Here is a 13,475-nt window from a genome sequence, read left to right on the forward strand (position 1 = left end):
AGGCTCACCCCCAGCCCTTGGCCCGTTCGACGGCCAGCCGCCAGCGGGCGTAGGCCTCGTCGTCGCGTTCGCCGGGCTCGAAGCGGCGCTCCAGCTCCCACGTCTCGCGCAGTTCCGCGGTCGACCCCCACACCCCGGCGCCGAGCCCGGCCAGGAACGCGGCGCCGAGCGCGGTGGTCTCCTGTACGGCGGGGCGTTCGACGGGCACGCCGAGCTGGGCGGCCTGCATGCCAAGGAGCAGGTCGTTGCCGCTGGCCCCGCCGTCGGCCTTGAGGGCGGGGACCGGCCTGCCCGCGGCCCCGGTCATCACCTCGACGACGTCGCGTACCTCGAAGGCGATCGCCTCCAGCGTGGCGCGGACGAGATGAGCCCGGGTGGTGCCCCGGGTGATGCCGACGATCGTGCCCCGCGCCGAGGGGTCCCAGTGCGGCGCGCCGAGCCCGGTCAGGGCGGGCACGAAGACGACGCCTGCGCTGTCGGGCACCGTACGGGCGACGGCCTCGGACTCGGGTGCGGTGTTGATCAGGCCGAGCCCGTCGCGCAGCCACTGCACGGCCGCGCCGGTCACGAAGATCGACCCTTCCAGCGCGAAGGTGCGCTCACCGGACGGCGTCTGCCAGGCGACGGTGGTGAGCAGGCCGTCGGGGGAGCGGACGATCTCGGGCCCGGTGTTGGTCAGGATGAAGGAGCCGGTGCCGTAGGTGCACTTGACGTCGCCGGGGTCGAAGCACGTCTGCCCGAACAGTGCCGCCTGCTGGTCGCCGGCCAGCCCGCTGATCGGCAGGCCGAGCCCGAGGAAGGCATCGGGCGCGGTGTGCCCGACGACGCCGTGGTTGGCCACGATCTCGGGCAGCGCCCCGATCGGCACGCCGAACAGCTCGCACAACTCGGCCGACCACTCGCCGCGCTCCAGGTCGTACAGCAGGGTGCGCGAGGCGTTGGAGGCGTCGGTGACGTGCGCGGCCCCGGCGGTGAGCCTGGCGACGAGGTAGGAGTCGACGGTGCCGACGACGACGTCGCCGGACAGCACGCCGGACCACGAGCGGGTGTCGTGCTCGGCCAGCCAGGTGAGTTTGGTCGCGGTGAAGTACGGGTCGAGGCGCAGGCCGGTCAGCTTCGACACGCGCGGCTCGTGCCCGGCCTCGCGCAGCCGTTCGCAGATGCCGGAGCTGCGGCGGTCCTGCCAGACGACGGCCCGGCGCGGGGCGGCGAGCGTGCGCCTGTCCCACAGGACGGCGCTCTCCCGCTGGTTGGTGATGCCGACGCAGAGCGGCGTGACGGACGCGCCGTCGAGCGCGGTGCGGCAGGCGGCGAGTGTGGCCTGCCAGATCTCCTCGGGGGAGTGCTCCACCCATCCGGGATGCGGAAAATGCTGGGCGAACTCCTCGTAGCCCCGCGACTCGATCCGGCCTTCCTCGGTGACGACGAGCGCCGTCACACCGGTTGTGCCTGCGTCTATCGCCAAAACGGCCACGGACTCTCTCCATTTGGTCTAGACCATTGTCTGTGCCGCGGGGCACAATGCGTTGCGTCGGCGACCGAGTGAGACTCGGTCACCGGCGGCACCGCCCTCATAGTCTGGCCGTGTATCCCATTGGGAGGAACCCGCCATGCGTATCGGAGTGCTCACAGGTGGGGGCGACTGCCCCGGTCTCAACGCCGTGATCAGGGCTGTAGTCCGCAAGGGTGTGAGCGTCTACGGACATGAGTTCGTCGGTTACCGGGACGGCTGGCGAGGCCCCCTGGAAGGCGACACCATGCCGCTCGACATCCGGGCCGTGCGAGGCATCCTGCCACGCGGTGGCACGATCCTGGGCTCGTCCCGCACCAACCCTATGAAGATCGATGGCGGGGTTGACCGGATCAAGGACAACCTGGCCATGTCCGGAGTCGACGCGTTGATCGCCATTGGCGGCGAGGACACGCTCGGCGTCGCCAAGCAGCTCTACGACAGGGACGTGAAGGTCGTCGGCGTCCCGAAGACGATCGACAACGACCTCAACGCCACCGACTACACCTTCGGCTTCGACACGGCCGTCAACATCGCGACCGAGGCCATCGACCGGCTGCACACCACGGCCGAGTCGCACCACAGGGCGCTGATCTGCGAGGTCATGGGCAGGCACGCGGGCTGGATCGCCCTGCACGCCGGTATGGCGGGCGGCGCGAACGTCATCCTCATCCCGGAGAAGCCGTTCGACATCGACAAGGTCTGCGAGTACGTCGAGTCGAGGTTCAAGACGCGCTACGCGCCGATCATCGTCGTGGCCGAGGGCGCGCACCCGATCGAGGGCCAGATGGCGCTGCAGGCGGGCGAGCTCGACTCCTTCGGGCACGTCAGGCTCGGCGGCATCGGCGAACTGCTGGCCAAGGAGATCGAGAAGCGCACCGGCAAGGAGGCCCGCACCACCGTGCTCGGCCACATCCAGCGCGGTGGCACGCCGACGGCGTTCGACCGGGTGCTGGCCACCCGCTTCGGCCTGCAGGCGATCGACGCGGTCGACGCGGGCGACTTCGGGAAGATGGTCGCGCTGCAGGGCACCGACATCGTCAGGGTGCGCCTTGAGGAGGCCACCGCCGAGCTGAAGACGGTTCCGCCGGGCCGTTACGAGGAGGCCGAGGTCTTCTTCGGCTGATCGGTTCACGGCCGCCTGTAAGCGAATTGCAAGCGGCCGGGCTTACTGTTCGATCCCGAGCGGGTGCCCCGCTCGGCCCCTCCAGGTACGGCTTGCGCCGCCGTCAAGGCGGCCCAGACGCGGCGCAGGCCGTACCCCAGGGCTTGGCGTCCCGGCCGCGGTGGCCGTCAGCGCCTGCGCTCGCCGCCGAACAGGTCGACCTCGGGCTTGGGCGCCTCGCTCCTGGTCCGCAGCCGCTCGCGCAGCTCCGCGTCGCCGCGCAGCTCCCGCTCCGAAGGCGAGAGCACGACGGCCAGCAGCAGGCCCAGGGTCACGATGCTGATGCCCACGATGAGCGGCAGCAGGAAGTCGATGCCCCTGGCTCCGGCGAGCGTCTCGGTGCCGGTCCTGACCTGGACGGCCATCGCGAACATGCCGGTGTAGTGCATACCGCAGACCGCGACGCCCATGATGAGCGCGGCGCCGCCGATCGCCAGCGCGCCGCTGACCCGTACCGTGAACCACAGGGCCACCGTCGCGGCCACGATCGCGATCAGCACCGACAGCCCGACGGTCGCCGTGTCGTAGGCGACCTGGCCCGCCATGTTCATCGCGGCCATGCCCATGTAGTGCATGCCCGCGACGCCGAGCCCGGTGAGCAGCCCGCCGCCGAGCAGCGACAGCAGCCGTCCCTCACCGCGGGTCACCAGGAAGAGCCCCGCCCCGACCACCAGTACGGCCAGCAGCGCCGAGCCGATGGTGAGCAGGACGTCGTAGCGGATGGCGGTGCCGGAGACGGAGAAGCCCATCATGGCGATGAAGTGCATCGTCCAGACGCCGGTGCCGCCGATGGAGACGGCGGCACCCGCCAGCCAGTAGCCGCGCGAGCGGTCCTCGACCAGCCGGGCCCTGGCCGTCAGCAGCAGGCCGAGCATGCAGCCGATGCTGGACATGATGTAGGCGAGCGCCGGGGTGACAGGGCCGTATGCGAAATGGTTGATATGCGACATTTACCTGCGTCCCTTAGACAACGGGGTGGCCAGTGAAGTATGCCGGTATGTCCGGATATATCGCCCAAGGGATTGGTTACAGATCGGCATCAGTACTGGGAACTCTTTTACGCTGTGTGACATGGTTGACTGTCCGCCATGGGCATCGAGGGGCCGTTCTGGCGGGCGATAGCGGTCTTCCGCTTCGCCTCGCTGGCCTACGCCGCCGCGCTCATGGCCCAGCACGCCGGATATGACAGGCCGCTGCTCGGCTGGCTCGCCGTCGGCGTCATGGCCGTGTGGACGGCCTTCACCTCCTTCGCCTACGCGGTGCCCGCCTGGCGCGCCAAGCCCCTGCTGGCCGCCGACCTGGCCGTGACCGTCGCCTGCCTCATGCTCACGCCGTACGTCCAGGGCGCGCTCACCGGCGCCGTCGGCACCATGCCGGTCACCGCCACCTGGGCGGCGGGCCCGGTCCTGGCCTGGGCGGTGTACGGAGGCCGCCGGGCCGGTGCGCTGGCCGCAGCCGTCGTGGCCGTGTGCGACCTGTGGCTGCGCGGCGTGCGCGGGCTGGAGTGGCCGCTGCCGATCAACGGGGCCGTGCTGCTGTTCATGGCGGGCGTGGTCGTCGGGCACGTCGCCAGGCTGGCCAGGCAGGCCGGGGCCAGGATGCGGCGCGCCACCGAGATGGAGGCGGCCCAGCGCGAACGCGAGCGGCTCTCCAGGGGTATACACGACTCGGTGCTGCAGGTCCTGGCCCTCGTCCAGCGCCGTGGCCAGGAGATCGGCGGCCAGGCGGCCGAACTCGGCAGGCTCGCGGGCGAGCAGGAGGCGGCGCTGCGCGAACTCATCACCTCGCGCCCCGACACCGGCGGCTCGGCCGACCTTCGCGCCCTGCTCATGAGGTACGGCTCGGCCACCGTGACGGTCTCGACGCCCGCCACCGCGCTCGTCCTGCCCAGGCCCGTGGCCGAGGAGGCCGCCGCCGCCGTGGGGGCCGCGCTCGACAACGTGGTGGCGCACTGCGGCCGCGACGCCAGGGCATGGGTGTTCGCCGAGCTGGACGAAGGCGTGCTCACCGTCAGCGTGCGCGACGAGGGGCCCGGCATCGGGCCCGGCCGCCTCGAACAGGCCGAGCGCGAGGGCAGGTTCGGCGTCGCCAGGTCGATCAGGGGCCGGGTGGCCGAGATCGGCGGCACGGTGTCGATCGTGTCGGTCCCGGGCGAGGGCACCGAGGTGGAGATCGTGCTGCCCCAGGCGTCCCTGGCATCCCGCTCACCGGGCGGCGCCGCCTAGAGTTGGCGCCATGGTGCGGGTGATGGTGGTCGACGACCATCCGATGTGGCGCGAGGGGGTCGCGCGGGATCTGGCCGAGGCCGGCTACGACGTGGTGGCCGCGGTCGGCGAGGGCAGGCAGGCGTTGCGGGTCGCCGCCGCGGCCAGGCCGGACGTCGTGGTCCTCGACCTGCAGCTGCCCGACCTGTCGGGCGCCGAGGTGGCCAGGGGGCTGGCCGCGCTCGACCACTCGCCCAGGGTGCTGGTGCTCTCGGCCAGCGCCGAGCAGGAGGACGTGCTGGCCGCGGTCAAGGCGGGCGCGAGCGGCTACCTGGTGAAGTCGGCGGGCAGGCAGGAGTTCCTCGACGCCGTCAAGCGCACGGCCGACGGCGACGCGGTGTTCACCCCTGGCCTGGCCGGACTGGTCCTGGGGGAGTACCGAAGGCTGGCCGCGCAGCCCGCGCCCGTCGAGGGGCCACGCCTGACCGAGCGCGAGACCGAGGTGCTGCGCTTCGTGGCCAAGGGCCTGTCCTACAAGCAGATCGCCGACCGTCTCGTGCTCTCGCACCGGACCGTGCAGAACCACGTCCAGAACACGCTGAACAAGCTGCAGCTGCACAACCGGGTGGAGCTGGTCCGATATGCGATCGAGCGCGGTCTGGACGAGGACTAAACTTTGGTGGTTACCAACCACGCTGGAGGTCCCGCCATGACCATGTCCGCCCTGGGCGAGCCTTGTGTTCTGCTCAAGCTGGGCGAGGTCGTCCTCAAAGGCCGCAATCGCGAGATGTTCGAGCGCAGGCTCCAGGGCAACATCCGCGCCGCGCTGAAGGACCTCGACATCCGGATCGACCTGCGCCAGCGCCACGGCGTCATCGCGATCTTCCTGCCGCAGGGCGCGGGCGTCGAGCAGGCCGACCAGGTCGCCGCGCGGGTCGCCGACGTGCCGGGCCTGGTGTGGATCCACCGCGCCTGGCGGGTGGCCAAGGACCCCGACACCCTGGTCAAGGCCGGGCTCGAACTCGTGCGCGAGACGCCGCAGGTGGCGGCCAAGGCCAGCTTCGCGGTGCGCTCACGCCGCCGCGACAAGAGGTTCCCGCTGCGCTCCAACGAGATCGACCGGCTGGTCGGCGGCGAGATCAACGACGTCTACGGGCTGCCGGTCTCACTGAAGAATCCCGAGCTGACGGTGTTCGTCGAGGTGGACCGCGACGAGGTGTTCATCTTCACCGACGCCGACGGCCTGCCCGGCCAGGGCGGCCTGCCGGTGGGCACCAGCGGGCGCGGCCTGATCCTCATGTCGGGCGGCATCGACTCGCCCGTCGCCGCCTACCGGATGATGCGGCGCGGCCTGCGGGTGGACTTCCTGCATTTCTCCGGCATCCCGTTCACCACGTCGGAGTCGATCTACAAGGCCTATGCGCTCGTGCGCGCGCTCGACCGTTTCCAGGGCAAGTCCCGGCTGTGGGTGGTGCCGTTCGGCAAGGCCCAGCAGTCGATCAGGACGTCCGGCCAGGACCGGCTCGCGGTGATCTCCCAGCGCAGGCTGATGCTCAAGACGGCCGAGGAGGTCGCCCACCGCATCCACGCCGAGACGCTCATCACCGGCGACGCGCTCGGCCAGGTCTCCTCGCAGACCCTGGCCAACATCACCGCCCAGGACAACGCGGTCGACCTGCCGATCCTGCGCCCGCTCATCGGCTGGGACAAGACCGAGATCATGGCCGAGGCCCGGCGCATCGGCACGCTGGCGATCTCCGAGCTGCCCGACGAGGACTGCTGCTCGCTGCTGGCGCCGCGCCGGGCCGAGACCAGGGCCAAGATCGAGGACCTCAAGCAGATCGAGAAGCGCCTGGACGCCGAGGAGCTGGCGGTCCAGCTCGCCGACTCCATCCAGGAGTACAAGATCTAGCCGTCGCTCCGGAACGGGTCGTGCTCGGCCAGCAGCTTGTCCAGCCGCGCCTGGTCGACCCGGCTGCTCACATCGGTCAGCTCCTGCCGGTCGCGCACGACCTTGGCCAGGGTGAAGGCAGAGGTGACGACATAGAGCACGCCGACGGCGAGGAAGGCCCTGATCCAGCCGGACACCGGCAGGTGGTAGAGGCCGATCGACACGGCGGTGATCGAGAGCGCGAACGACAGCACGGCCTGGGTGAAGAAGGCGCCGGTGTGGGTGGGGCGGATCGGTTTGCTCATGCGCCGATCCTCACCCGCCCGGATATACCGGGACATCCGGCGAGCTACTTAGTTACTCGTGAGTATTGTTACTGGCCGGTACGGCGAGCATGGCTCGTGGCCTGCTCGCCGTACCTGTTCGAACGGGTGCTTGTGGCCGGTGGTAAAGCCCATCTCCTTGCCGGACTTCGCCCGGTCAGACGGCCAGGACGTCGCCGGCGACGCTCTTGCCCAGCAGCGGCGGGAACTCGCGCATGACCTTGGCCAGCTCGCGCAGGTCGCCGTCGACCAGGGCCTGCGGGCCGTCGACCAGAGCCTGCTCGGGGTGCGGGTGCACATCGATGATCACGCCGTCGGCCCCGACCGCGATGGCGGCCCGGGTCAGCGGCAGCACCAGGTCACGCCTGCCGCCCGAGTGCGACGGGTCGACGATGACCGGCAGGTGCGAAAGGCGCTGGGCCACCGGCACGGCCGAGACGTCGAGCGTGTTGCGGGTCGCGCTCTCGAACGTCCTGATGCCGCGCTCGCACAGCACGATGTCCAGATTGCCGCGCTGGGCGATGTACTCGGCCGACATCAGCCACTCCTCGATCGTCCCGCTCATCCCGCGCTTGAGCATGACCGGCTTGCCGATCTGCCCGACGGCCTGCAGCAGGGCGAAGTTCTGGGTGTTGCGGGTGCCGATCTGCAGCATGTCGGCGTAGGAGGCGACCAGCTCCACGTCGTGGGCGTCGACCACCTCGGTGACGATCGGCAGGCCGGTCTCCTCGCGCACGTCGGCCAGGATCCGCAGCCCGGCCTCGCCGAGCCCCTGGAAGGCGTAGGGGGAGGTCCTCGGCTTGTACGCGCCGCCGCGCAGCAGGGTGGCGCCCGCGGCCTTGGCCATCAGCGCCGCCTCCAGCGTCTGCTGCGGCGTCTCCACCGCGCACGGCCCGGCGATCAGCGTCACACTGCCGGGACCGATCGGCACGCCGCCGACGCGTACGGTCGAGCGTTCGGGGTGGTTGTCCCTGCTGACCAGCTTGTAGGGCGTCGAGATGCGCATGACGTCGCGCACGCCGCTCATGCCGCGCAGGTTGACCGAGCTGAGCTGGCCGACGTCGCCGACCAGGCCGACGATCGTCCGGCTCACGCCCCTGCTGACGAACGCCTCCACGCCCGCGCCCGTCACGAGGGCGACGATCGCGTCGACGTCCGCCTGGGTGGCCTCCGGGCCCATCACGATGACCATCTGAGTGTTCTCCTGGTGTGGAAGGTGAGAGGGAAAAGGTGCGGAAAATGCGGAAGGCCCCGGGTCCTTGTGGACCCGGGGCCTTCCGATTCGCCTGTCTGCTAGCGCAGCGTCAGGTGGCGAACGGTCCGACCAGAGGGTCCGTCGCCATACCAAAACATGAACGCGGTGCGCATAGGCCGCAATAGTAGCGCCTCCCGAACGATGTCCGAACCGGGGACCGGGTCCCGGCGCGAGATCGGCCGATGGCAGGATGGCCCGAGCAGACCACGAGGCGAGGGAGTGATGGTGGAGGAGTCGCGGCTGCCCCCGGGCCAGTACGTTCCGCGCGGCCGGCCCGTCATCCACTACGGCCGGGTCCCGCAGTTCCGGCCGGGCACCTGGCACCTGAAGGTGTTCGGCGCCACCGCCTCCGGCCGTGAGCACACCTTCACCTGGCCGGAGTTCGCCGCGCTGCCGCGTGAGAGCGTCCTGGCCGACTTCCACTGCGTCACCAAGTTCTCCATCATGGGCAACGAGTGGAGCGGCGTCAGCGCCGCCACCCTGATGGCCGCCGCGCCGCCCGACGTCGGCGTGCGGCACGTCATGATCTGGGGCGAGTACGGCTACAGCGCCAACATCAGGATGACCGACTTCGCCAGGCCCGACACGCTGTTCGCGATGGAGCTCGACGAGAAGGAGATCTCCCCCGATCGGGGCTTCCCGGTCCGGGCGGTCGTGCCGCACCTGTATGCCTGGAAGAGCGTCAAATGGGTGCGCGCCGTCGAGTACCTCATCGAGGACAGGCGTGGCTTCTGGGAGGAGCGCGGCTACCACAATGTGGCCGACCCCTGGCGGGAGCAACGCTACTCGTACCAGGAAGAACCGGGAGAGGGCCCTCCGTAGCGTTTTGATGCGAACACGGGGTGTGATTGGCTACCGTGGCGCCCATGTCCACCACCGGCGGGCTCGTGCTCGCCGTCCTGTGCCTGGCCCTGGGATTCGCCGCAGGCCGCAGGCGCGGGACTCCGCGTCCGGGACCGTGGCGCGACGAGGCCACCTTCCACACCCTGCACGTCGCGGCCATGGCGGCGCCCGCCCTGCGCTCCGGGCTCGACCGCGACTCCGCGCGCAAGGCCGTACGCCATCTGCGGGTGTTGCTCGGCACCACGGCCGTGGCGATCACCTCGGCCGACGCCGCGCTGGCCGGGGACGGGCCGTGCCCGGCCGACGTCATGGAGCACGCCCGGCCCGCGCTGGCCTCGTGCCGGCCGCACGTCGTGGCGGGCGAGCCGCATGGGGCCGTGGTGGTGCCGCTCGCGGTGGAGGGCAGGGTGATGGGAGCGCTGGTCGCCTACGACGCCGAGGTGAGCGCGGCGCTGGTGCGCACGGTCACCGAGGTGGCGGGCTGGGTCTCGGGGCAACTGGAGCTGGCCGAGCTCGACTCCTCGCGGCGGCGGGCCATGGAGGCCGAGATGCGGGCGCTGCGGGCGCAGATCTCGCCGCACTTCGTCTACAACGCGCTGACCACCATCGCCTCCTTCGTCCGCACCGATCCCGGGCGGGCGCGTGAGCTGCTGCTCGACTTCGCCGACTTCACACGCTACGCGCTGCGCAAGGCGCGCGACTTCACCACGCTGGCCGACGAGCTGACCTGCGTCGACCGCTACCTGCTGCTGGAGCGGGCCAGGTTCGGCGACCGGCTGCGCTTCAGTGTGCAGGTCGCGCCCGAGGTCCTGCCCGTCCCCGTGCCCTTCCTGTGCCTGCAGCCCCTGGTGGAGAACGCCATCAAGCACGGCATGCGCGGCAAGGCGGGCGAGGGCGAGGTCCGCGTGGTCGTGCGTGACGCCGGGCCGGAGGCGCACATCATCGTCGAGGACGACGGCATGGGCATGGACCCGGAACGCGCGCGCGAGGTGCTCGACGACGACCCGCGCCGCGAGGGCAACGGCATCGGCCTGGCCAATGTGGACGTGCGCCTGCGCCAGATCTACGGCGAGGACTACGGGCTGGTCGTCGAGACCGGGATCGGCGCGGGCACCAAGGTACGGCTGCGCGTGCCGAAGGCTCGTCGCCATAGCTCTTTGTAGTCATTTCTTTACCCGGTGTTGGCGTGTCGCTTGTGACCAGCGCGTTCTTGCGGCAGCGTTGAGGCATGTTACGTGTCCTGGCGGTCGACGACGAGGTGCCCGCGCTCGAGGAGCTGGCCTACCTCCTGCGCCAGGACGCGAGGATCGGCCAGGTGCTGACCGCGGCCAACGGGGTCGACGCGCTGCAGGACATGGTCCAGCTCATCGGCGCGGGCGAGCGGCTCGACGGCGTCTTCCTCGACATCCGGATGCCGGGCCTCGACGGGCTCGACCTGGCCAGGCTGGTCGGCGGCTTCCCGAGCCCGCCGCGCCTGGTGTTCGTCACCGCGCACGACGACTGCGCCGTGCAGGCCTTCGAGCTGGAGGCGGTCGACTACCTGCTCAAGCCCGTCAGGGCCGAACGGCTGGCCGAGGCCGTGCGCCGGTTGGACGCCGCCGTCGTGCCCGCCGCCGACTCCGGGCCGGACGACGTCATCCCGGTCGAGCTCGGCGGTCGCACCAGGTTCGTCCCGCAGCAGGCCGTGTGGTTCGCCGAGGCCAAGGGGGACTACGTGCGGCTGCACACGGTCGACGGGTCGTATCTGGTGCGCATGTCGCTGGCCGCCCTGGAGCGGCGCTGGGCCGCCGCTGGGTTCATCAGGGTGCACCGCAGCACGCTGGTGTCGGCCAGGCACGTGAGCGAGCTGCGTTTCGAGGGCGGCCGGGTGCTGCTGAAGGTGGGCACCGAGACCCTGCCGGTCAGCCGCAGGCACACCCGCCAGGTGCGGGCGCAGCTGGTGCACCAGTTCCGGGCGGCCATGCCCGAAGGAGGGCTGACGTGATCGGCGGGCGGCATGCGCCGCAGTCCGTCGAGGCGCCTGAGGGCCTCCCGGCGGCGCCGTACGAGCCGTGTTCCTCGCAGGAGGGGGCGCGGCGGGTGACCGTGGCGCGCAGGCCCGTGCCTGTGGGGCGGGTGGAGATCGCTCGGCTGCCGATGTTCTCGTGCAGGCCGGGTGTGCTGCCCGGCGACGACGATGCCAGGGTGCGGCGGGTGATGGCGGTTCAGCTCAGGCTGGCGGCGGGCACGCTGGGGGCGCTGGCCCTGGTGGTGGGGGCGGCGATGCTCGTGTGGGGGGTGCTGCCGCACGTGCGGGTGTTCGGGATGCCGCTGCCGTGGGTGGTGCTCGCGGGGGTGGTGCAGCCGCTGTGGGTGGTGCTGGCGGTGCACCACCTGTGGCGGGTGGAGCGGGCCGAGCGGCGGGAGCGGGAAGCGGCGTGGTGACGGCGGTCGTCTCGGCGGTCGCGGTCGCCGGGGTGATCGTGGTGTCGGTGCTGGTCGGGACCGTGCGGCCCCGGCGCTATGCGACGGTCGCCGACTTCTACGTGGCGGCGCGTGCGGTGCCGCCACTGCGCAACGGCGCCGCGATCAGCTCGGAGTTCACCTCGGCCGCCGCCTGCCTGGGGCTCGCCGGGCTGATCGCCACCTACGGCGCGGCCATGCTCTGGTACCCGGTGGGCGCGGCGGCGGGGTTCGTGGTGCTGCTGGTGCTCGTGGTCGGGCCGCTGCGGCGTTCGGGGACCTACACGCTGCCGGACTTCGCCGAGTGGCGGCTCGGGTCCAAGGGGGTGCGCAGGTTCGCCACGGCGCTGGTGGTGGGGATCGGGCTGGTCTACCTGGTCGCGCAGCTGCACGCGGCGGGGGTGATCGTCAGGCTGCTCACCGGGCTGCCCGGATGGGCGGGCGCGCTGGCGGCCGGTGCGGTGGCCGCCGCCGTCGCGCTGAGCGGCGGGATGCGCAGTGTCACCAGCGTGCAGGCGTTGCAGTTCTGGCTGAAGCTCGCGGTGTTCGCCGGGGTGGGGCTGGTGCTGTGGCTGGTGTGGCGCTGGGTCGAACCCGCGGCCGGAGGCCCCATGGCGGTCTTCACCGCGCCCTACGGAGTGGGCGGGCCGTGGACGAGCAGCGGGTTGCGGGGGCCGGGCGGCGGGGAGCTCGCGGGAGTGGGCGACCCCTCCGCGGCGGGCGTGCTGTCGGTGCTGCTGGCCTGCGCGCTCGGCACGATGGGGCTGCCGCACGTCGTGGTCCGCGTCTACACCAATCCGGACGCCCGTGCGGCCAGGCGCACGGTGGTGGCGACCCAGGTGCTGCTGGCCCTGTTCTATCTGCTGCCGCCGCTCTACGGGATTCTGGGCCGCGTGCACCTGCCGGACGCCCAGGCCGACGAGATGGTGCTGCTGCTGCCCGCCAAGGTGGTTCCAGGGCTCGGCGGGGTGCTGCTGACCGGGGCGCTGGCGGCGGGGGCGTTCGCGGCCGTGCTGGCCACTTCGTGCGGGGTGCTGGCGGCGGTCGGCGGGGCGGCGTCGGCGTTCCTGGGGCGCACGGGGGTGAGCGCGTTCAGGTGCGTGGTCGCCTCGGTGATCGTCGTCGCGCTGGGGCTGGTGCTCGTCACGACGCCGCGGGGGTCGGTGGTCATGGTGCTGCTGGGGTTCAGCCTGTCGGCGGCGACGTTCTGCCCGCTTCTCGTGCTGGGGATCTGGTGGCGCCGGCTGACCGATCGGGGGGTGGCGGCCGGGTTCGCGGTGGGTTCCGGTCTGACTGTGGCGCTGGTCGCTGGGGAGGCGGCCGGTGTGAAGGTGGGGCTTGCGGGCGGCTACCCCACGCCGCTCGCCGTACCTGTCGCGTTCGCGGTGATGATGGTGGTTTCCTGGCTCACACCCAGGCGGGTGCCGCAGGATGTGGGCCGGATGATGGCTCGCATGCATGTACCTGAGGAAGTTTCAGGCCCCTTGCCCGGCCGTTCGTCGCTGCGAAGTGACCGCTTGCCGGATGGTCACTCTCCGTATGTCGATGGCTACTGACCGTTCAACGAGCTGTCCGTAAACGGGGTTTCACGCTCAAGATCGCGACCGTAGTGTTTCCGCATCGAGCCACACCGCGGCATCGGGGGGGACTCTCACACAGGCCTGATGCGCGGATTCACCGGCGATCCCCACGGGGTCGCCGCGGCCGTCGGGCCCCTGACCGGGGGGTGGGGGCCCGCGACGGCCTGATGAGTGGAGGGGTGCCCGCTATGGCCGTTGGCTGGACCGGGATCCGGCCTCACGGGGGCGGCCGGATCGCGAGTGCGGGCACCCTCCACGCTCA

General features: G+C 71.3%; 13 protein-coding genes. 9 read left to right on the forward strand and 4 right to left on the reverse strand.

Translation table 11 applies throughout. The annotated features are described in order from the left end of the window. Nucleotides 1-4: 4 nt before the first annotated feature. Nucleotides 5-1,474, reverse strand: coding sequence for a glycerol kinase GlpK (gene glpK / locus ACTWNK_RS14425; RefSeq protein WP_474304448.1), 1,470 nt, complete (start codon nucleotides 1,472-1,474; stop codon nucleotides 5-7). A 136-nt stretch (nucleotides 1,475-1,610) separates the two neighbouring features. On the opposite strand from glpK, the gene ACTWNK_RS14430 reads away from it, so the two are divergent. After that, nucleotides 1,611-2,636, forward strand: coding sequence for a 6-phosphofructokinase (locus ACTWNK_RS14430; protein WP_474304449.1), 1,026 nt, complete (start codon nucleotides 1,611-1,613; stop codon nucleotides 2,634-2,636). Nucleotides 2,637-2,803: 167 nt separating this feature from the next. Here ACTWNK_RS14430 and ACTWNK_RS14435 read toward each other — a convergent pair whose 3' ends face one another. Next, on the reverse strand, nucleotides 2,804-3,625 hold the full coding sequence (locus tag ACTWNK_RS14435) for an MHYT domain-containing protein (RefSeq protein WP_474304450.1): 822 nt from the start codon (nucleotides 3,623-3,625) through the stop codon (nucleotides 2,804-2,806). Between the two features lie 138 nt (nucleotides 3,626-3,763). Between ACTWNK_RS14435 and macS the strand changes: the two genes are divergently transcribed. Genes macS through thiI form a run of 3 tightly spaced genes read left to right on the forward strand, consistent with a single transcriptional unit; the run spans nucleotide 3,764 to nucleotide 6,791 of the window. Next, nucleotides 3,764-4,900 (forward strand): MacS family sensor histidine kinase, encoded by a 1,137-nt coding sequence (gene macS, locus ACTWNK_RS14440; protein ID WP_474304451.1) that lies wholly within the window; start codon nucleotides 3,764-3,766, stop codon nucleotides 4,898-4,900. Between the two features lie 10 nt (nucleotides 4,901-4,910). Beyond that, nucleotides 4,911-5,552 (forward strand): response regulator, encoded by a 642-nt coding sequence (locus ACTWNK_RS14445; protein WP_474304452.1) that lies wholly within the window; start codon nucleotides 4,911-4,913, stop codon nucleotides 5,550-5,552. A gap of 36 nt (nucleotides 5,553-5,588) precedes the next feature. Next, complete coding sequence (gene thiI / locus ACTWNK_RS14450; RefSeq protein WP_474304453.1) at nucleotides 5,589-6,791, forward strand: tRNA uracil 4-sulfurtransferase ThiI; 1,203 nt, start codon at nucleotides 5,589-5,591, stop codon at nucleotides 6,789-6,791. Here thiI and ACTWNK_RS14455 read toward each other — a convergent pair. Together ACTWNK_RS14455 and aroF are read right to left on the reverse strand one after the other, a co-directional pair. Then, on the reverse strand, nucleotides 6,788-7,075 hold the full coding sequence (locus tag ACTWNK_RS14455; RefSeq protein WP_474304454.1) for a YiaA/YiaB family inner membrane protein: 288 nt from the start codon (nucleotides 7,073-7,075) through the stop codon (nucleotides 6,788-6,790). The genes thiI and ACTWNK_RS14455 overlap by 4 nt on opposite strands. Before the next feature lie 175 nt (nucleotides 7,076-7,250). Continuing rightward, on the reverse strand, nucleotides 7,251-8,285 hold the full coding sequence (aroF, locus tag ACTWNK_RS14460; RefSeq protein WP_474304455.1) for a 3-deoxy-7-phosphoheptulonate synthase: 1,035 nt from the start codon (nucleotides 8,283-8,285) through the stop codon (nucleotides 7,251-7,253). A gap of 285 nt (nucleotides 8,286-8,570) precedes the next feature. Here aroF and ACTWNK_RS14465 point away from each other — a divergent pair, with 285 nt between their 5' ends. From ACTWNK_RS14465 to ACTWNK_RS14485, 5 genes are all read left to right on the forward strand, one after another. Next, nucleotides 8,571-9,170 (forward strand): molybdopterin-dependent oxidoreductase, encoded by a 600-nt coding sequence (locus tag ACTWNK_RS14465; RefSeq protein ID WP_474304456.1) that lies wholly within the window; start codon nucleotides 8,571-8,573, stop codon nucleotides 9,168-9,170. A gap of 44 nt (nucleotides 9,171-9,214) precedes the next feature. After that, a complete protein-coding gene (locus ACTWNK_RS14470) occupies nucleotides 9,215-10,354 on the forward strand; it encodes a sensor histidine kinase (protein WP_474304457.1) in 1,140 nt (379 codons plus the stop codon). A 65-nt stretch (nucleotides 10,355-10,419) separates the two neighbouring features. Next, nucleotides 10,420-11,175 (forward strand): LytR/AlgR family response regulator transcription factor, encoded by a 756-nt coding sequence (locus ACTWNK_RS14475; RefSeq protein WP_474304458.1) that lies wholly within the window; start codon nucleotides 10,420-10,422, stop codon nucleotides 11,173-11,175. Next, entirely contained in the window at nucleotides 11,172-11,615 is a 444-nt protein-coding gene (locus tag ACTWNK_RS14480) for a hypothetical protein (RefSeq protein ID WP_474304459.1), read from the forward strand. Before ACTWNK_RS14475 ends, ACTWNK_RS14480 begins: the two co-directional genes overlap by 4 nt. Then, entirely contained in the window at nucleotides 11,609-13,189 is a 1,581-nt protein-coding gene (locus ACTWNK_RS14485) for a sodium:solute symporter family transporter (protein WP_474304460.1), read from the forward strand. Before ACTWNK_RS14480 ends, ACTWNK_RS14485 begins: the two co-directional genes overlap by 7 nt. Nucleotides 13,190-13,475 lie beyond the last annotated feature (286 nt).

The organism is Nonomuraea sp. IBHARD001 (assembly GCF_056106265.1).

Excerpts from the sequence above, each read along its gene's own strand:
- ACTWNK_RS14430 (WP_474304449.1), top strand. The coding sequence starts at position 1,611 with ATGCGTATCGGAGTGCTCACAGGTGGGGGCGACTGCCCCGGTCTCAAC.
- ACTWNK_RS14435 (WP_474304450.1), bottom strand. The coding sequence starts at position 3,625 with ATGTCGCATATCAACCATTTCGCATACGGCCCTGTCACCCCGGCGCTC.
- macS (WP_474304451.1), top strand. The coding sequence starts at position 3,764 with ATGGGCATCGAGGGGCCGTTCTGGCGGGCGATAGCGGTCTTCCGCTTC.
- ACTWNK_RS14445 (WP_474304452.1), top strand. The coding sequence starts at position 4,911 with ATGGTGCGGGTGATGGTGGTCGACGACCATCCGATGTGGCGCGAGGGG.
- thiI (WP_474304453.1), top strand. The coding sequence starts at position 5,589 with ATGACCATGTCCGCCCTGGGCGAGCCTTGTGTTCTGCTCAAGCTGGGC.
- ACTWNK_RS14455 (WP_474304454.1), bottom strand. The coding sequence starts at position 7,075 with ATGAGCAAACCGATCCGCCCCACCCACACCGGCGCCTTCTTCACCCAG.
- aroF (WP_474304455.1), bottom strand. The coding sequence starts at position 8,285 with ATGGTCATCGTGATGGGCCCGGAGGCCACCCAGGCGGACGTCGACGCG.
- ACTWNK_RS14465 (WP_474304456.1), top strand. The coding sequence starts at position 8,571 with ATGGTGGAGGAGTCGCGGCTGCCCCCGGGCCAGTACGTTCCGCGCGGC.
- ACTWNK_RS14470 (WP_474304457.1), top strand. The coding sequence starts at position 9,215 with ATGTCCACCACCGGCGGGCTCGTGCTCGCCGTCCTGTGCCTGGCCCTG.
- ACTWNK_RS14475 (WP_474304458.1), top strand. The coding sequence starts at position 10,420 with ATGTTACGTGTCCTGGCGGTCGACGACGAGGTGCCCGCGCTCGAGGAG.